This is a genomic window from Tenacibaculum bernardetii (assembly GCF_029125915.1).
Taxonomy (GTDB): Bacteria; Bacteroidota; Bacteroidia; order Flavobacteriales; family Flavobacteriaceae; genus Polaribacter; species Polaribacter bernardetii.
In genome coordinates this window covers 216,744-235,632 of record NZ_JAQJCU010000002.1, presented here as the reverse complement: position 1 = coordinate 235,632, position 18,889 = coordinate 216,744, and the positions used below count along the sequence as shown (strand labels likewise).

15 protein-coding genes are annotated in these 18,889 nt (G+C 32.1%); 2 read left to right on the top strand and 13 right to left on the bottom strand.

Going from position 1 to position 18,889, the window contains the following annotated elements:
• Nucleotides 1-30 precede the first annotated feature (30 nt).
• The 4 genes from purD to rnpA all read right to left on the bottom strand — a co-directional run bounded on the left by purD (nt 31) and on the right by rnpA (nt 5,177).
• A complete protein-coding gene (purD, locus tag P2G10_RS02740; RefSeq protein ID WP_275315109.1) occupies nt 31-1,305 on the bottom strand; it encodes a phosphoribosylamine--glycine ligase in 1,275 nt (424 codons plus the stop codon).
• A gap of 151 nt (nt 1,306-1,456) precedes the next feature.
• Nucleotides 1,457-3,136, bottom strand: a complete 1,680-nt coding sequence (locus P2G10_RS02735) for a DUF6909 family protein (RefSeq protein ID WP_218771803.1) — start codon at nt 3,134-3,136, stop codon at nt 1,457-1,459.
• 42 nt (nt 3,137-3,178) lie between these two features.
• Nucleotides 3,179-4,804, bottom strand: a complete 1,626-nt coding sequence (locus P2G10_RS02730) for a S41 family peptidase (RefSeq protein WP_275315108.1) — start codon at nt 4,802-4,804, stop codon at nt 3,179-3,181.
• The gene (rnpA, locus tag P2G10_RS02725; RefSeq protein ID WP_275315107.1) at nt 4,794-5,177 is read right to left on the bottom strand and encodes a ribonuclease P protein component; all 384 of its coding nucleotides are present in this window, start codon (nt 5,175-5,177) and stop codon (nt 4,794-4,796) included. The genes P2G10_RS02730 and rnpA overlap by 11 nt, the downstream gene beginning before the upstream one ends.
• Nucleotides 5,178-5,318: 141 nt before the next feature.
• On the opposite strand from rnpA, the gene P2G10_RS02720 reads away from it, so the two are divergent.
• Nucleotides 5,319-6,497, top strand: coding sequence for an acyl-CoA dehydrogenase family protein (locus P2G10_RS02720; protein ID WP_275315106.1), 1,179 nt, complete (start codon nt 5,319-5,321; stop codon nt 6,495-6,497).
• Nucleotides 6,498-6,968: 471 nt separating this feature from the next.
• Here the strand turns inward: P2G10_RS02720 and P2G10_RS02715 are convergent, their stop codons facing one another.
• From P2G10_RS02715 to P2G10_RS02675, 9 genes are all read right to left on the bottom strand, one after another.
• Nucleotides 6,969-7,979, bottom strand: a complete 1,011-nt coding sequence (locus tag P2G10_RS02715) for an endonuclease/exonuclease/phosphatase family protein (RefSeq protein WP_275315105.1) — start codon at nt 7,977-7,979, stop codon at nt 6,969-6,971.
• Nucleotides 7,980-8,095: 116 nt separating this feature from the next.
• Nucleotides 8,096-8,638, bottom strand: a complete 543-nt coding sequence (locus tag P2G10_RS02710) for a pyridoxamine 5'-phosphate oxidase family protein (RefSeq protein ID WP_275315104.1) — start codon at nt 8,636-8,638, stop codon at nt 8,096-8,098.
• A gap of 9 nt (nt 8,639-8,647) precedes the next feature.
• Nucleotides 8,648-10,129, bottom strand: a complete 1,482-nt coding sequence (glpK, locus tag P2G10_RS02705; protein ID WP_275315103.1) for a glycerol kinase GlpK — start codon at nt 10,127-10,129, stop codon at nt 8,648-8,650.
• 698 nt (nt 10,130-10,827) lie between these two features.
• The gene (locus tag P2G10_RS02700) at nt 10,828-11,505 is read right to left on the bottom strand and encodes a response regulator transcription factor (protein WP_275315102.1); all 678 of its coding nucleotides are present in this window, start codon (nt 11,503-11,505) and stop codon (nt 10,828-10,830) included.
• Nucleotides 11,474-13,441: a tetratricopeptide repeat-containing sensor histidine kinase gene (locus P2G10_RS02695; RefSeq protein WP_275315101.1), complete on the bottom strand. Its 1,968-nt coding sequence runs from the start codon at nt 13,439-13,441 to the stop codon at nt 11,474-11,476. The genes P2G10_RS02700 and P2G10_RS02695 overlap by 32 nt, the downstream gene beginning before the upstream one ends.
• A gap of 46 nt (nt 13,442-13,487) precedes the next feature.
• Nucleotides 13,488-13,646 carry a hypothetical protein gene (locus P2G10_RS02690; protein WP_218771794.1) on the bottom strand — a complete coding sequence of 53 codons (159 nt, stop codon included), beginning with the start codon at nt 13,644-13,646 and terminating at the stop codon, nt 13,488-13,490.
• Between the two features lie 886 nt (nt 13,647-14,532).
• On the bottom strand, nt 14,533-14,835 hold the full coding sequence (locus P2G10_RS02685; RefSeq protein WP_275315100.1) for a hypothetical protein: 303 nt from the start codon (nt 14,833-14,835) through the stop codon (nt 14,533-14,535).
• Between the two features lie 222 nt (nt 14,836-15,057).
• Nucleotides 15,058-15,354, bottom strand: coding sequence for a GIY-YIG nuclease family protein (locus tag P2G10_RS02680; RefSeq protein ID WP_275315099.1), 297 nt, complete (start codon nt 15,352-15,354; stop codon nt 15,058-15,060).
• A 315-nt stretch (nt 15,355-15,669) separates the two neighbouring features.
• Nucleotides 15,670-16,200 carry an RNA methyltransferase gene (locus P2G10_RS02675; RefSeq protein ID WP_275315098.1) on the bottom strand — a complete coding sequence of 177 codons (531 nt, stop codon included), beginning with the start codon at nt 16,198-16,200 and terminating at the stop codon, nt 15,670-15,672.
• A gap of 64 nt (nt 16,201-16,264) precedes the next feature.
• On the opposite strand from P2G10_RS02675, the gene mutS reads away from it, so the two are divergent.
• Nucleotides 16,265-18,874 (top strand): DNA mismatch repair protein MutS, encoded by a 2,610-nt coding sequence (gene mutS, locus P2G10_RS02670; RefSeq protein ID WP_275315097.1) that lies wholly within the window; start codon nt 16,265-16,267, stop codon nt 18,872-18,874.
• Nucleotides 18,875-18,889 lie beyond the last annotated feature (15 nt).

The window sequence follows — 18,889 nt, the reverse complement described above, 5'->3', positions numbered from 1 at the left end:
GACGCTTTTTTAGATATATATGTTTTATTTTTACATTAAATCGAACCCGATATCTTTTCGGTAATTCATACCTTCAAAAGAAATTTTATCAATACTCTTATAAGACTTTTCTAACGCTTCTTTAATAGAATATCCAAAAGAAGTAATTGCCATAACTCTTCCTCCGTTAGAAACTACTTTTCCGTCTTTTTGGGTAGTTCCGGCATGAAAAACGATAGAATCATTTACCGATTCGAAACCAGTAATTTCTTTCCCTTTTTCATAAGCCTCAGGGTAACCGCCAGCAACTAACATTACCGTTGTAGCTGTTTGAGAAGTAACTTCGTATGATTTTTCATGCAAAGTTTGATTTGCAACACCTTCAAATAAATCTAGCAAGTCAGATTTAATTCTAGGTAAAACAACCTCTGTTTCAGGATCTCCCATACGCACATTGTATTCTACTACAGATGGATTTCCGTTGTCGTTCATCAATCCTATAAAAATAAATCCGCGATAATCAATTCCGTCTTTTTGTAAGCCGTTTATAGTTGGTTTTACAACGAGTTCTTCTACTTTTTGTAAGAAATCATCTGTAGCAAATGGAACGGGAGAAATAGCGCCCATTCCGCCTGTATTTAAGCCAGCATCACCTTCACCAATACGTTTGTAGTCTTTTGCAGAGGGTAAAATTTTATAATTTTTTCCGTCAGTTAAAACAAAAACAGAGAGTTCAATTCCGTTTAAAAACTCCTCGATAACTACTGTAGACGAAGCTTCTCCGAATTTTTGATTCGAAAGCATTTCTTCTAATTCAGATTTTGCTTCTGCTAAATCAGTTAAAATTAAAACTCCCTTCCCTGCTGCCAATCCATCAGCTTTTAAAACGTATGGAGGTGCTAAAGTTTCTAAGAATTTTTTTCCTTGAGCTAAAGTTTCGGCTGTAAACGATTCGTATTTTGCAGTAGGAATGTTGTGTTTTATCATAAACTGCTTCGAAAAATCTTTACTTCCTTCTAATAAAGCCCCGTCTTTTTTAGGGCCAATTACAGGAATGTTTTTCAAGTCGTTATCTGCTAAGAAAAAATCGTGAATACCCGCAACTAAAGGAGCTTCAGGGCCTACAACTACCATCGTAATATTGTGTTTTAAAACAACTTCTTTTACTTTGTTAAAATCAGTAGGATTAATAGTAATATTTGTAGCTACTTTACTTGTACCTGCATTACCAGGTGCTACAAAAAGTTTTTTTGTTTTGTTACTTTCTGAAAGGCTTTTAGCAAATGCATGCTCTCTACCTCCAGATCCTAAAATTAAGATATTCATTGTTGTTGTGTTGTTGTGTTGTAATTGCAAATATAAAGTAAGAAAAAAGGCTATAGGCAAAACAACTCTCAAAAATCAGCTAAAAAACAAAAAAAGCCTTCTTTTTACTTAAAAGAAGGCTTTTTAAAATTTATTTGTGATTGTACTGTTACTAAAATATTTGCTCTAATATTTTTTGAGTAATAGCATAGGTTGGTGTTACTCCGCTCATTCCTAACCCTCCAGAAGCAAGTGTTGCACCTGTTTCTAAGGGGTTATCTGAAGCATAATATGCGTATCTTACTTTAATATCTTCTCGTACGTTTCCTCTAATTTTAGAAGCAGATTGAATTGCTTTTTGATAATGTGCGCCTTCCATTTCTAAACCAATAACATTCCAGGTAGAATCATGGAAGAACTTAAGTAAGTCTTTATTTTGTAAAGAAGTTCCTAGTACACTCACCATCGTTCCATCAAAAACCTGTACACCAAAGTCTTCTAAATCTTCTTTTGCTAATTCGTTTTTAAACGGATAATTATCAGCAGTACCTTCAAAAATATGTGAAGAAGGAATCATAATATCTCCTTTACCACCTTCTAAAATACCAGCTTTACCCATAATAGAAACCGAAAGAACATCTAAGTGAGTAGATGTGTTTCCTGATTTATATGGCTTCAATAATTCATCCATTGTTTCAAATGCTTGTTCTCCGAAAGCATAATCCATTACAATAATTACTGGTTTTTCGCCGACAGAATTTACTTTGTCGTATGAAGTTGTATCGAAATCGATTTTATCAGTATCAATAATCTGAACGTTGATATTGGTTCCTGAAGTATCTTTTAAATAGATTAATCCGTTTTCTGATGCGTAATTTTTAACAGCCTTTTGTAAAGGTTGGCTATTCGCATTACTTAATACTTCAAAAAGCTCAAAGCCTTTATGCTTTTTCGTTTCTTTTGGTAAGGCATTTTGTGCGTAAATACTATTCATAACACTGTGCATATTGGCACTAATAATATGAATAGGGCGTTCTAGTAAATTATTATCTAAAAGATTCTTTTTAATGTTGTTAGCCCAGATTTCACCATAAAAATGATGTCCAATTTCTTCAATTAAAACAGAACTAAATTTTACAGAGCGTTTTTGTTCTAAAAGCGCTTCGTTTATAGCTAGTTTACCTAACCAATAAATAAGGTGGAAAAAACGATTCGGATTTTCTTCAGTAGCAAACGTATTATAAGCATCGTAAACCTCGTCGTACGTTCTTCCTAAGATATTACCAAGGTGCACAACAATTACATCTTTTTCTTCGTCTGTAAGGGTTTTGTTATATAAAACAACCTCTTCTAAATGAACCCATTCTCTAATAAAACCTTCGCCATTATCAATAACAACGCGATCTTTAATTTTATGAGATTCTATAAATAAGAAAGTAAGGTGTGTAAGAATATCGTAAATTTCAGAACGACCACGTGTAATTTCAATATTCATTTGATCTTTATCGATACGGTAACAATTTCTTCTTCTTTTAGGAGGAACAATTGTTTTAAATTTAGAGTTTCTATAACCTTCATCAGCTGTAAGGTAAATGAACTGGCACTCTTCAATTCCTTCTGGTAATCGCTCTATAATATACACTAAACCGTTTAATTCGGTTTTGTCTTCAGCAATCGATCCGTAAATTTCAGGTCTTAATTGTAATAATGATTTACGTAATGTTTCTCCAGAAATACCCATTGGTTTATAAAAACCACGACTAAATAAATGACGCATAGAAATATATAATTTTTCTATGGCATTGGTAGATTCTTGGGCTCTGGTACGTTCTTTATGATTGGGTTTTGACATATTTGTTTTTAAAGCACAAATATACAAAATATGTTGTGGATATTATTTGGTTAAAATAGTATTATATTTTTTTTGATTTTTAAGTAAATCTACTGCTTTACTTATCGTTTCATCATTTTTAAGTTGATGTTTAAAAACGCCTTCTTTGTAAGTATATCGCTCTATAATTTCGTTTTGTATCTCTTTTGATAAAACATCTTCGTTTAACGCTATTTTACTAACTTTTTCTTCTTTTAATTTTTGAGAAATAGCATTATATTCTGGTAAAATAGTAACGTTATTTTTTACTGAAAGATATGCTGTTTTAAATAATTGCTCTTCTTTAGTAACGAAAACGGTGTCTTTGTTTAATAAATACTCTTTAAAGTTATTGAAATCGGTAGTTTTAAAAAGATAATTTTCAGTATTTAAATTGGGATTTTCATTTGTAAAATCGGTAGCAAAATTAAAAATAGCTCTCGATTTTAATAATTTTTTTGTTGCTGTATTTTTTTTAGAAAAGTCCATTTTAATATCGGGAGTAACACCGCCACCTTCATAAACAGTTCGCCCATTTCTTGTGGTAAATAAATTTACTGCTCCGTCAGAAAACTTCGGTACTTTACCTGTTTTAGCATCGCGATTAGCATAATCTAATTCCTGAATGCAACGACCACTTGGTGTATAATATTTAGAAATAGTAGCCTTCATTTGCGTTCCGTAATTTAGCTTAAAATAACGTTGTACTAAGCCTTTACCAAAAGAACGTTCACCCATAATTACAGCGCGATCGTAATCTTGTAAAGCGCCAGAAACAATTTCTGAAGCAGATGCAGAACGCCCATTTATTAAAACAACAATAGGAATTTCAGTGTCTAAAGGTTCTTGATTCGTTTTATAAGTTCTACTATTTTTTTTAATTTTTCCTTGAGTATCAACTACTTTTAATCCTTTTGGGATAAATAAATTAGTAATATTTACAGCATCGAATAAAGAGCCACCTGGGTTACTACGTAAATCGAAAACTAATTTTTTCATTCCCTTTTCTTTTAATTCGCTAAAAGCTTTAGAAACCTGTTGTGTTGCTTTCTGGCTTGTAAATCGTGTTAAAATAATGTATCCGGTTTCGGCATCAATCATATCGTAAAAAGGCACCGGATTTACAATAACTTTATCTAGCTTTAAGCTGATTTTTTTAACAATATTGTTTCTAAGAATAATTAAAGAAAGCTCTTTATTAGGGGTTCCTTTTATCATTTGAGAATATTGACTTTTCTCTAATTCAACCAATTTTTGATCATTTACAGTGGTAATAATATCACCGGCTTTTAAACCTGCTTTATCCGCAGAAAAACCTTTGTAAACCTCGGTAATAACAATTCCTTTTTTTGTATAAAAAGTAGTAATTCCGATGCCACCATATTCCCCTTCACGGCGAATTCGTGCATCTTCCACTTCTTGTTCGTCGTAAAAATTAGTGTAAGGATCTAAACTTTTTAAAGTATTTTTTATGGCTTTATTAGTCAACTCACCAGGGTTAATTTCATCAATATAATTAATGTTTAACTCCTTAAATAAGTTGTTGTAAATCTCTATTTGCTTCGCTATTTCAAAAAAACGAGATTGAAATGAGAATAACAATGAAATGATAATAAGAGCGCTAAAAAAAAGTACTTTTCTATTTTTCATCCTTGGTAGTTTCTGCAACAAAAAGTGTTAATAATTTCTGCATTTTACGTTCTATATCAGCATACGTCCATTCATCTCTTGCAATATAAGAAATCATAAATACATGAGGTTGATTTACAGCGTCATAAATAGTATGTTTTTCTTTTCGGTAGGTTTCTCGCAATAATCGTTTTATGCGGTTTCGATCCACAGCGCTTTTAAAATTTCTTTTAGGCACAGAAACTCCTACCTGAACAGGAAATTTTGAAGTATGTTCAGTTTGTATATACACCATTCGTAGTGGAAAAACTTTTATAGATTTCCCTTCTTCGTATAGCTTTTCTATTAGCTTTTTGCTCTTTAATCGTTCTTGTTGTCCTAGCGTAAATCTCATCTATTACAAACATACATAAATCGATACTAAAAACCATTTTTTTGAGTATTTTTGAATCAATACTTTTAAATAAAACTACTGTAATTAATTTTCGATTCATCGATATTTACTCGCATTAGTAATTAACTTTAACACAAACCTATGAAAGCCGATTTATTTCAAGCCCCAGATTATTATCAAACTGATGATTTGTTAACCGATGAACACAAACTTGTTAGAGATACTGCTCGTGAATGGGTAAAGAAAAATTTATCTCCAATAATAGAGGATGCAGCGCAAGAAGCAAAGTTTCCAATACAATTATTAGAAGGTTTAGCTGAGGTTGGTGCTTTTGGGTCTTACATTCCAACGGAATATGGTGGCGCAGGATTAGATCAAATTTCTTACGGATTAATAATGCAAGAGTTAGAGCGCGGCGATAGTGGTATTCGTTCAACAGCGTCGGTACAATCGTCGTTAGTAATGGGGCCAATTTATAATTACGGAAACGAAGCACAGCGAAAAAAATATCTACCAAAATTAGCTTCTGGTGAATGGATGGGTAGTTTTGGTTTAACAGAGCCAAACCATGGAAGTAATCCGGCAGGAATGGAAACTAAGTTTAAAGACATGGGAGATCATTATTTACTTAATGGTGCAAAAATGTGGATTTCTAACGCGCCAATTTGTGATGTTGCCGTGGTTTGGGCAAAGAATGAAGAAGGACGCATTCATGGTTTACTTGTTGAAAGAGGTATGGAAGGTTTTTCTACACCCGAAACACACAATAAATGGTCATTAAGAGCTTCAATTACAGGAGAACTTATTTTTGATAATGTAAAAATTCCTAAAGAAAACCTACTACCTAATAAATCTGGATTAGGAGCACCTTTGTTGTGTTTAGATGCTGCTCGTTATGGAATTGCTTGGGGAGCAATAGGTGCCGCAATGGATTGTTATGATACTGCTTTGCGTTATGCAAAAGAACGCACACAATTTGGTAAGCCTATTGGGCAATTTCAGTTGCAACAGAAGAAATTAGCAGAAATGATTACCGAAATTACAAAGGCACAACTTTTAACTTGGCGATTAGGTGTTTTAAAAAATGAAGGACGCGCAACGTCGGCTCAAATATCTATGGCAAAACGTAATAATGTTGATATGGCTATAAAGATAGCAAGAGAAGCAAGACAAATTTTAGGAGCTATGGGAATATCAGGAGAGTATTCTATTATGAGGCATTCTATGAATTTAGAAAGCGTAATTACCTATGAAGGAACACATGATGTTCATTTATTAATTACTGGCTTAGATATTACAGGTTTAAATGCGTTTAAATAAAAAAAGAAATGTTCTAATTACTAATTCTCCCCAGAATATAACCAGAACACCTCTCTTTAAATTAACTATTATAAAATAAGAAGAAGTACCCTAAAAGTTTAACCACCAACATATAAATAGAGCACTCCTTCTAATAATTAACTATTATAATTATTGCTACAAAAAATTATTCTTTTTTCTTACCACTGCTTATAAGTATTAAAAGAGTTATAACTAAACCTAGGCAAACAAGACCAAAAATGGCAATCATAAAGGTGCCGTTTGTCCAAGAAACTAAAGGGGTATTAACTAATTGTATCATAGTTATTTATATTTATTTCAAAAATAAAGATAAGATTAACTGTAAAATATGATTTTTATCAGGTTTTAGAAGTAGTTGATTAGAAAATAGTTTTATTTCTAATGATGATTTATGAAGTTTTAAAGAAAAAAATGTAATTATATTGTTTCTAATTTAATCAGTCAAAAATATTATTTAGATCGGTTGTTGCTATTTTCTTTTTTACCATTATAAATTAGCTCAGCAGTTTCTTTATCTTCTTCTTTTGTAGTTGTTTCAATTATATTGTTAATGACAGAAGAACTGATGTTAAAAACACAACAAATAGGAAAGTGATCAGAACCTATATACCCTAAAAGGCGTAATTCTTTTATAATAATAGAAGTGCTGTGAAAAACTAAATCTAAAGGAGCTCTAAAAAACCAATATTTAGCATGATAAGAAGCAAGAATACCTCTACCATTTCTACCATCAATTAAGCCACTATTTTTACGAAACAAATCGGCAATTCTAGACCAAGAAACAGTATTAAAATCACCAACAACAAGCGTTGGTTTTTTAATTTCTTTAACTCGTTTTGCAATACACATTAAATCGCCATCACGTTCTTTAGAAGTTTCTTCTTCGGTTGGACTCGGCGGCGGTGGATGCACACAAAAAACAACAAAACCTTCTCCATTTTTTGTTTTAAAATGAGCCTCAATACTCGGAATGTCATTTGCAATAAAATAGTGTGTCTTTATTTCTTGAAAAGGAATTTTTGCATAAAAATGCATTCCGTAGGTGTTTTCTAGCGTTATTTTTTCGGTATAAGGATAATCGCTTTCTAGGCTACGCATTTCAAGTTCCCAATCTTTATTACTTTCGATGGTAACAAAAAAATCAGGTTTTTCACTTCGGATAAATTCTTTAAACTTTTTAAACTGAGTATTAAACTGATAAATATTAGCAGAAATTACTTTAAATCTTTGTGAATCAGTCATGCTTTTCTTTTCGCGTTTATAAAACTTAGTAAAACGAGCTAAAAGATAGATGTTGTAAATAATTAAAATAATTTGAAATATTAAAATTAACCAAAACCACTTGTTTCTATCAGAAAAAACAAAAAGACCAATACTTACAATTATTTGAAGAATTAATAGTTGTATTTTAATAAATTCAGGAACACGAAAAGCCCAATGCTGATTTTTTACAAACGGCAATAGGTTTAAAAAAATAAGAACTAGTGATAAGATTAGAAAAAACACATCCATTTCTAAAAATTTATGCAAAGTTACCATAAACATGGGCCAATACAATAGTTAAATCATAATTAGGATTATTCTTTAAATTTAGTATCTAATCCGTCAATACTAGTTTGGTTTTTATCTTCCCAGTATTGCTCAATACCACTTTCTCCTATGTCATCTGCCCAATCTAACAGTTCGTTGCGTTCTTCTTTGTATTCGTAAAAAGGGATTGACATGCCGCATGAATTTTGTGCACTTTCAATAGTTACATCAAATATTTGTCGAGTTCCTGATAGTTTAGGAAATTGACTAATTAATTCATTCCAGTCACTATCATTTGGCAATACTTCTTTTGCTTTTCCATACAAACGTAAAATGTTTGGAGCGCCTTCAAAAGCACAAAACATAATAGTAATTCTTCCGTTCTCTAATAAATGAGCTGAGGTTTCATTTCCGCTTCCCGTAACACTTAGCCAAGCAACGCGATTTTCGTTTAATACCCGAAAAGAATCCATTCCTTTAGGAGAGAGGTTTATGCGTCCGTCTTTAGCAGCAGTTGCTACAAAAAAAACTTTTTGTGCTTCAATAAATTTTTGAATTCTAGAAGTAATTTTATTGTAAAATTTAGCCATAATTTTTTATTATTCTTCCCAGTCTTTAGTACGTTCAACAGCTTTTTGCCATTTTGCATATAATTTTTCTCTTTTTTCTGAAGGAAAAGTAGGAGCGAAGGTGTTGTTAATTTTTCGCCTATTTAAAATATCCTCTTGTTTCCATAAACCAACAGAAATACCAGCTAAATAAGCGGCTCCCATAATGGTGGTTTCAATAATTGCTGGTCGTTCAACTTTTGTGTTTAAAATATCTGCTTGAAATTGCATTAAGTAATCATTAGCGCAAGCACCGCCATCAACTTTTAAAGAAGTTAATTCAACTTCACTATCTTTTTGCATTACCTCTAAAATATCTTTAGTTTGGTAGGCAAGAGATTCTAAAGTAGCTTTTACTAAATGGTTTTTACCTGTGTCTCTGGTTAATCCGAAGATAGCACCACGTGCATACATATCCCAATATGGGGCACCTAAACCAGCAAAAGCAGGAACGACATATACAGGGTTTTCTCCTTTAATCTCTTTGGCTAAAGCTTCACTTTCTTCGGCATTGCTAATAATTTGTAATCCGTCACGTAACCACTGAATTGCTGAGCCTGCAACAAACACACTTCCTTCAAGAGCATAGTATATTTTATTATCAATTCCCCAAGCAATGGTTGTTAACAATCCGTTTTTAGAATATTCAAGGTTTTCACCAGTATTCATCAACATAAAACAGCCGGTACCGTAAGTGTTTTTAGCTTCACCTTTACTAAAACATGCTTGTCCGAAAAGTGCAGCTTGTTGGTCACCAGCAATTCCTGCAATCGGAATTTGATATCCATCTAATTCATAGTTTCCAAAATGATGTGAAGAGGGTTTTACTTCAGGTAACATTTTGATAGGAATATTGAGTTCTTTTAATAATTTTTCATCCCAACATAAATTTTTAATATCATACAGCATGGTGCGAGAAGCATTACTGTAATCTGTAGCATGAACTTTACCGTTGGTTAAATTCCAAAGTAACCAAGTATCAATAGTTCCGAATAATAAATTTCCTTTATCGCCTTCTAATTTAGCATCTTTAACGTTATTTAAAATCCAATTTATTTTAGTGGCAGAAAAATAACTATCTATTACTAAGCCCGTAGTTTTACGTACATAGTTTTCTAAGTCTTTTTTCTTTAATTGCTCGCAAATATTAGCAGTTCGTTTGTCTTGCCAAACAATAGCATTGTATATAGGTTTACCTGTTTTTTTGTTCCAAACAACAGTCGTTTCTCTTTGGTTGGTTATACCAATACCTACAATTTCAGAAGGAAGAATTTTAGCTTGTTTAATCGCTTTTTTAAATGTTGATAATTGAGTTTCTAAAATCTCTTCAGCATTGTGTTCTACCCAGCCAGAATGTGGGAAAATTTGTTTAAATTCTTGCTGATTCATTGCAATTATTTCTCCAGACTCGTTAATAATTACCGAACGAGAGCTCGTTGTACCTTGATCTAACGCAACAATGTATTTTGCCATTTAAATTGTAATGAGTAGTTAAAGGAAGCAATTTACAATTTAAAATTTGGCAAATAAAAAACCTTCTTGATAATTTTATCAAGAAGGTTTTTATCCCATTTTTAATTGTTACTAATGTTTTAAAGCATACCCAGCACCTTTACCTAGTTCAGATAAAGTTGATAAAAAGTCGTTTAAAATCACTGTAGTTTTTTTAAGTAAAAAAATCCCCATTTTTTTAAGTTATTAATTAATACCCCTTAAGTTTTGTTCAAAAGAACATTACAAATATATAGTGGCTATTTTATTTTAGAAAGGGGATTACCGTAAGAAAAAATGTGGTTTTCCGAATAAGTAGTTGTTTTTTAGTTGTTTATGAAAAAAAACCTTCTAGAGTTTTCTAGAAGGTTTAGTTTATCCCTTAAATACCATCTTTCGTTATATCCCCATATTCACGAAATCTGATGTGACAAATATATAGTGCTTTTTTTATTCTATAAAAGGGATTACCGCAATAAAAAATGTGTATTACCGCAATGCTATTTTTGTTACTTATTAAAAATAAAAACACCTATCAATAGCAGTGATAGGTGTTTTTTACAAATTGTTTCTTTTTCAGAATCTTCCCATAGAATATTAAATTCTACAGCAAATATATATTGCTTATTTTGCTTTGTGTAGGGGATTACCGCAGTAAAAAGTGTAAATTACCGCAAAAATTAATCTACAATACCTAATTCCTTAGCTTTTAGTACTAAGTCGGTATTGTTATGTGCTTGTAAATCGGTTCGAAGTTTTGCTAGTTTACTTTCTATAGAGCGAACTTTAACTAAAGAACCGTCAGTTTTTTTTACAACACCCTCTAAATTTGCAATTTTAGCATGGTTTGGCAGTTCTTTTAAAATTTGAATAGCAACATCATCCATTTGAATTTCAACTAATGCTCTTTTTAAAAGTTTTTGATGTATTTCATGTGTATAATATATTTCATCCTTTAACATTTTTTGAATGGCAAAGGTTAATTCATCTGTACTGCAATTTCCTTTTAAAATATAAGCAGACGGATTTAAATTATGAATAACATTAAAAACACGATTGGTTTCTGAATGACCAGTAATTACTCCAGTTTTTATATTGATTCCTTCTTGCTGAATCGCTTTTATTAAAGCCTCACCGCCATCTAAAATAACGTTTCCGTTATTGTTATCAAAACTTAAGTCGGTAAAAACAATATGAAATGGATTGCTATGAAGTGTTGTTTTTATTCTAGAAAAGGCTTCATCACAAGAATTTGCGGTTTCTATTTCTAAATTATCGATATCTTTTAGATAAGAAATAATTCCTTCGATAATTAATTGATGGTCATCAACTAAAAGTATTTTTGTTTGTCCAGACATTTATGGGGATTTGTATGCTAGTTTTGGTTCCGTTACCTATTTCGCTTTCAATGTTTAGAGTTCCATTTAACTCTTCAACACGCTCTTGTAGGTTTTGTAAACCAATTCCTTTTTTACTGATATTAGTATCAAAACCAATACCATTATCAGTAATAGTCAAATGTACATATTTTTTATGTACTGTAAAATCGATACTTATTTTACTTGCCTTTGCGTGCTTTTTACTGTTTTGTATACTTTCACGAGTGCTTAAATATAGTAAGCGTTTAATAGCATCATTTATAGTGTGCCATTCGTTTTCTTGCAACCCAGCAACAGTTATTCTAAAATCTAGTTCGAAATAATCGCTTACTAAATTAATTATTTGATCTTTAAAAGAAACTTTACCAAAACTAATACTACTTAATTGATGCGATAAATTACGTACGTTTTCTTTAACGGCATCAAGTTTTTTCGCTTCTTCTAATAAATTAGATTTTTCTAATTTTTGATGTAGTAAACGCAAATCTCCAGCAACTTCGTCGTGCAGTGACTTTGCAATTTGCTGTCGCTCGTGTTCTCTTGCTTGTACTCTTTCTAACTGCGCCAAGTATAATAGTTTTCTTTTTCTGAAAAAGAAAAACAAGATACTCACCCCAAATAATAATAAACCACTTGCAGCCGCCAACCAGCCAATAGTTTTTTGTTGTTTATGATAAGTGATTTCTACCTGTTTCTTTTCGTTATCAGACTTTAAAACAGTGTTTTCTTTTTCTTTTTTATCAGTTTCGTACCTAATTTTAGCAAACTGATTTTTTAGTTGACGCTCTTTAGTAAACAAGCTATCATTAAGTTTAATGTATTGTTGTAAGTAGTTTGTTGATTGCTTACCTGTTGTTAAGTTTGAAAGATTCTTTAAAGCTTCTAGCCATTTTTCATTGTTATGGGTAAGTTCGGCATATTTCAATGCTTTATTTGAATTAAAGAGCGCTTTTTTATTTTGATTAATATCTTTGTAATAGTTAGCTATGTTTATAAGGGTCATACTGGCATTACTAAGATTATTATTGTTTTCTCTAATATTTAATACTTCTTTGTATTGATTTAAAGTATTTTTTTTATTTCCTAATTGATAACTACTATAGGCTAAATTCTCTAATAGTAAAGCGTATTGTATTGGGTGTTTTTCTTTAATACTATCAAAGGCTAATCCTTTTTTAAAATATGGTATAGCTTTTTGGTGGTTGTTTTGATTTTGATAAAGAAGACCTATGTTATTTATAATATATAAATACCCAATACTGTTATTGTTTATTTTATTATAAATTAAAGCTTTATTATAATAAATTAAAGCTTCTTTTTTTTGATTTAGTTCATCTGAGACTAAACCTAAAATATTATAATTTCTTTCTAAATATTTATTAGATTTAATAGGTTCTAAATATTGTAAGGCTTCTATAGCACTTATTTCACCACCTAAATAATCTCTTGCTTGGCGTTGCAAATTAGCAAGGCTTAGTAAGCGATTTCCTACAGATAAAGAGTCTTTTAATTGTTTATAAATGTTTTTAGATTGATGATAATAAAAAAAAGCACTATCAATATTTAGTTTAACTTTTTGTTCTAAAGCTTTAAAATGTAGGTGTTTTGCTAGTAAAGTAGAATCTTTGGTTTTTAAAAAAAGTTTATTAATGTTTTTATTAGCAAAAAGAAGATCTTCAGTTGATTTACTAAAATAAGAATTAATACCTAATAGAAAATTAGTTTTTCTTATTAAAGAATCAACATCAGATTGATTAGCATAAAAAACGGCTTTTTTAAGCAAAGGAATGTTTTTAGGACCATAAACATTATCTACCTTTTTTAAATAGAAATTAACAGAATCTATCTCTCTATTTTGTGAAAAAGAAAATTGAATAAAGAGAACAAGAGAAAATAAGATAAAATTTTTAGTCATAAAATAAAAAAAACACCTTGTTTAAAACAGGGTGTTATAAATAAGTTTATTTACCATCGCCACCTTGGCTACCACCACCACCACCACCGGTGCCTCCTGTTCCTCCACTGCCAATGCCACCAGTATCGTTTCCTCCACCTGTTTTTGGGTTATCTGTATCTGGGCTTAAAGTCATTGCCACTTCTTGTAAATTTTTGTTTTCCATAGTAATAGTTTTTAATTTAAAATTTTAGTGGGGAACTAATTAAGGCAACTAAATTAAGATGTTTAAAATAAAAACACAAAGAATTAACTGCTTTTTATGATGTTGTCTTCTGTGTGTCATTGCGTTTTTAACCTTTCGTCATTGCGAGGTACGAATCAATCTTTAGGTTAGGAGTTTTTAATGAAGAGATTACTTCATTCGTTCCTCTCTCGTAATGACGTGCTGTTTTGTGTTTTCGTCATTGCGATTTAAACCTTTTGTCATTGCGAGGCACGAAGCAATCTGTTAGTTATGTTTTCTGAATGAAGAGATTACTTCGTCATTCTTCCTGGTAGTGACGTGCTGCGTTTTGTGTTTTCGTCATTGTTTTTTAACCTTTCGTCATTGCGATTTAAACCTTTTACGTCATTGCGAGGCACGAAGCAATCTTTAACTTTTGCGTTCTGAATGTTGAGATTACTTCATTCGTTCCTCCTCGTAATGACGTGCTGTGTTTTGTGTTTATGTCATTGCTTTTTAACCTTTTGTCATTGCGAGGTACGAAGCAATCTGTAACTTTTGCGTTCTGAATGAAGAGATTACTTCGTCATTCTTCCTGGTAGTGACGTGCTGTGTTTTGTGTTTTTGTCATTGTTTTTTAACCTTTTACGTCATTGCGAAGCACGAAGCAATTTGTAGCTTTTGCGTTCTGAATGTTGAGATTACTTCGTTCGTACCTCTCTCGTAATGACGTGCTTTTTTGTGTTTTCGTCATTGCGATTTAAACCTTTTACGTCATTGCGAGGCACGAAGCAATCTTTAGCTTAGGAGTTTTTAATGAAGAGATTACTTCGTTCGTACCTCTCTCGTAATGACGTGCTGTGTTTTGTGTTTTCGTCATTGTTTTTTAACCTTTCGTCATTCTTCCTCGTAATGACGTGTTATTTTGTATTTCCGTCATTTCGAATTTAATTTTCCTCGTCATTGCGAGGCACGAGGCAATCTTTAACTTTTTAGTTCTGAATGATGAGATTACTTCGTTCGTTCCTCCTCGTAATGACGTGCTGTGTTTTGTGTTTTCGTCATTGCGATTTAAACCTTTTACGTCATTGCGAGGCACGAAGCAATCTGTAGCTTTTGCGTTCTGAATGATGAGATTACTTCGTTCGTTCCTCTTTCGTAATGACGTGCTTTTTTGTGTTTTCGTCATTGCGATTTAAACCTTTTACGTCATTGCGAGGCATGAAGCAATCTGTAGCTTTTGCGTTCTGAATGTTGAGATTACTTCGTTCCTCCTCGTAATGACGTGCTGTGTTTTGTGTTTTCGTCATTGCGATTTTAATCTTTGCATGTCATTGCGAGGCACGGAGCAATCTTTAACTTTTGAGTTCTAAACGGAGAGATTACTTCGTCGTTCCTCTTCGTAATGACGTTAGAAATTAAACAGCCAATCCTCGGATAAATCTAACCAATTAGGGTTTTCCTCATTAATTAGATCTTCTTTGCTTTTCCTGTTCCCTGATTTTAATTGTTTTTCTCTTGCAATAGCATCGTTTATAGAAGTGAGTTCTTCGAAATAAATTAGTTTATTGCAATTGTATTTGAATGAAAACCCTTTATGCTTTCCTGTTTTATGCTCTTGAATTCTTTTTATTAAGTTTGATGTTACTCCGATATAAATAACGGTATTGTTTTTATTGGTTAGAAAATAAACATACGGGTTTTTCATGCTTTACAATTTACATTATTGTAAAGTATAAAGCAATTTTTAGTTTGTGTATTCTAAATTGTGAGATTACTTCGTCATTCCTCCTCGTAATGACGTGCTATGATTTTGTATTACCGTCATTGTGAGGCACGAAGTAATCTTAGGCTTTTGAGTTCTGAATGTTGAGATTACTTCGTTCATACCTCTTTCGTAATGACGTGCTGTATTTTTGTCATTGCGATTTTAACCTTGGCACGTCATTGCGAGGCACGAAGCAATCTGTAACTTTTGAGTTCTAGTTACAGAGTTTACTTCGTTCCTCTTCGTAATGACATACTATGAAGTCATCTTATTAAATAAATCCCAAAGTACAACGCCGCAACTAACAGAGATGTTTAAAGAATGTTTGGTGCCTAATTGCGGAATTTCAATACAAAAATCAGCAGCAGAAACCACATCTTGTTGTACTCCTTTTACTTCATTACCCATTACTACAGCGTATTTCTGGTTAGCTTCGGGAGTGAATTTATTTAGTTTTGTACTGTTCTCAGCTTGTTCAATGGCCAATACTTTAACGTTATCTTGTTTAAGTTTTTCAACTAATTCAATTGTATTTTCAACATATTGCCAAGCAACAGATTCAGTAGCTCCTAACGCTGTTTTATGAATTTCTTTATTTGGTGGGGTAGCGGTAATACCACAGAGATATATTTTTTCAATCAAAAAAGCATCCGAAGTTCTAAAAACCGATCCCACATTATTTAAACTACGGATGTTATCTAACACGACAATGATGGGTGTTTTTTCGGTTTGTTTAAACTCATCAACCGTAATTCTACCTAACTCACTATTTTTTAGTTTTCTCATAAATAATGTTAACTTTAAAATCGAATATTTATCTTCGCAAAACTAATTGAAAAAATCTAAAAAGTTGGCAAAAACAAAGGCAAAAAAGGTGACTCCACTAATGCAACAATACAACGGAATTAAAGTTAAATATCCGGATGCAATGTTACTGTTTAGAGTGGGAGATTTCTACGAAACCTTTGGTGAAGATGCAGTAAAAGCATCTAAGATTTTAGGAATTATTTTAACAAAAAGAGGTGCCGGTAGCGAAAGCGAAACTGCTTTGGCTGGTTTTCCACACCACTCGTTAAATACCTATTTGCCTAAATTAGTAAAATCGGGTTTACGTGTTGCTATTTGTGATCAGCTAGAAGATCCTAAAATGACAAAAACGATTGTAAAACGTGGTGTTACCGAATTGGTTACTCCTGGTGTTGCTTTAAATGATGAGGTATTACAATCGAAGTCAAATAATTTCTTAGCTGCAATACATTTTGGCAAAAAATTAGTAGGTGTTTCTTTTTTAGATGTTTCTACAGGAGAGTTTTTAATTGCGCAAGGAAACGAAGAGTATATCGATAAACTGCTGCAAAACTTTACGCCAAGTGAAGTTTTGGTTGAGAAAAAAAATAAACAGCGATTTTTAGAATTATTCACCAATCGTTTTCATACTTTTTATTTAGAAGATTGGGTTTTTCAAAAGGAATACGGAAACGAATTATTAAGCAATCATTTTAAGGTTAAAAACTTAAAAGGATTTGGAGTTGAAGAATTAGAACAAGGTATTGTTGCGGGTGGGGCGGCGATGCATTATTTATCAGAAACACAACACAATAAAATAGAGCATATTCAATCGATAAGCAGAATTGCTGAAGATAATTATGTGTGGATGGACCGTTTTACCGTTAAAAACTTAGAGTTGTACGGCGGAAACGATGTAAATGCTGTTTCGTTATTAAACGTAATTGATAAAACAATTTCTCCTATGGGAGGGCGTTTGTTAAAACGTTGGTTAGCATTACCGTTAAAAGATTTAGAGCAGATTAAAAAACGCCATGAGTTGGTAAAGTTTTTAATAGATAATGATGCTTTTTTCGAAACCGTTGCGTATCAATTAAATCAGGTTTCAGATATCGAAAGGTTGATTTCGAAAGTAGCCACGGGTAAGGTTTCTCCGAGAGAGGTTATCTTATTAAAAAACTCATTAAAAGCTATTCTACCGATAAAAACATCCGCAGAAAAAACGAATAACAAAACAGTACAAGAAATAGGAAAGCAATTACACGATTGTAAACTATTAATTGATAAAATAACAACTTCAGTTTTAGAGGAAGCGCCTGTAAATATTAGTAAAGGAAACGCTATTGCAAAAGGTGTTTCTGCCGAGTTAGATGAACTACGAAGTATTTCTAATTCAGGTAAAGAATATTTAGATGAAATGTTGGCTCGTGAAATAGAACGAACGGGTATTACGAGTTTAAAAATAGCTTTTAACAACGTTTTTGGTTATTATATTGAGGTTCGAAATAGGTTTAAAGATCAGGTTCCTGAAGAGTGGATTCGTAAGCAAACTTTGGTAAATGCCGAGCGTTATATTACCGAAGAGTTAAAGGAATACGAAACAAAAATATTAGGAGCCGAAGAAAAAATTCAGCAATTAGAAGCAGATATTTTTGCGAAATTGGTGCAGTTTATTATTGGCTTTGTAAAGCCAGTACAACAAAATGCTCAAAATATTGCAAAGATAGACGTGTTATTGTCTTTTGCTCAATTGGCGATAGATAACAACTATGTGCGTCCGATGATGGATGACAGCACAGATATCGAAATTAAAAATGGACGTCACCCAGTAATAGAAAAACAATTGCCAATTGGCGAAGAGTATATTGCAAACGATGTGGTGTTAAATCGTAATCAGCAACAAATAATCATGATTACGGGTCCCAATATGTCGGGTAAATCGGCAATATTACGCCAAACAGCCTTGATAGTTTTGTTAGCACAAATGGGAAGTTATATTCCGGCTCAGAATGCTCGAATTGGTATTGTTGATAAGATTTTTACCAGAGTAGGAGCGAGTGATAATATTTCGATGGGAGAATCTACTTTTATGGTTGAAATGAACGAAACAGCATCAATCTTAAATAATATCTCTGAACGTAGTTTAGTATTGTTAGATGAGATTGGTAGAGGAACTTCTACTTATGACGGAATTTCAATTGCTTGGGCTATTGCCGAATATTTACATGAGCATCCATCAAAAGGAAAAACATTATTTGCTACGCATTATCACGAATTAAATGAAATGACTACTACATTTAAGCGAATTAAAAACTTTAATGTATCAGTAAAAGAATTAAAAGATAGTATTATTTTCTTACGTAAATTGGTTGCGGGTGGTAGTAATCATAGTTTTGGTATTCATGTTGCGAAGCTTGCAGGAATGCCTAATTTGGTAATTAGTAGAGCGCAAAAAATTCTTAAAAAATTAGAAGAAAATAACGCTCATAAAGAAGTGAAAGAGGTTTTAAAAGATAGCCAACACGAAGATATGCAAATGAGTTTCTTTCAGTTAGATGATCCTTTGTTAGAAGATATTCGTGACGAAATCTTAGCGACAAATATTGATACTCTTACGCCAATAGAAGCTTTAATGAAGCTGAATGAAATTAAGCGAATGTTGGTGAAAAAATAAAACTGTTTAGAAAGA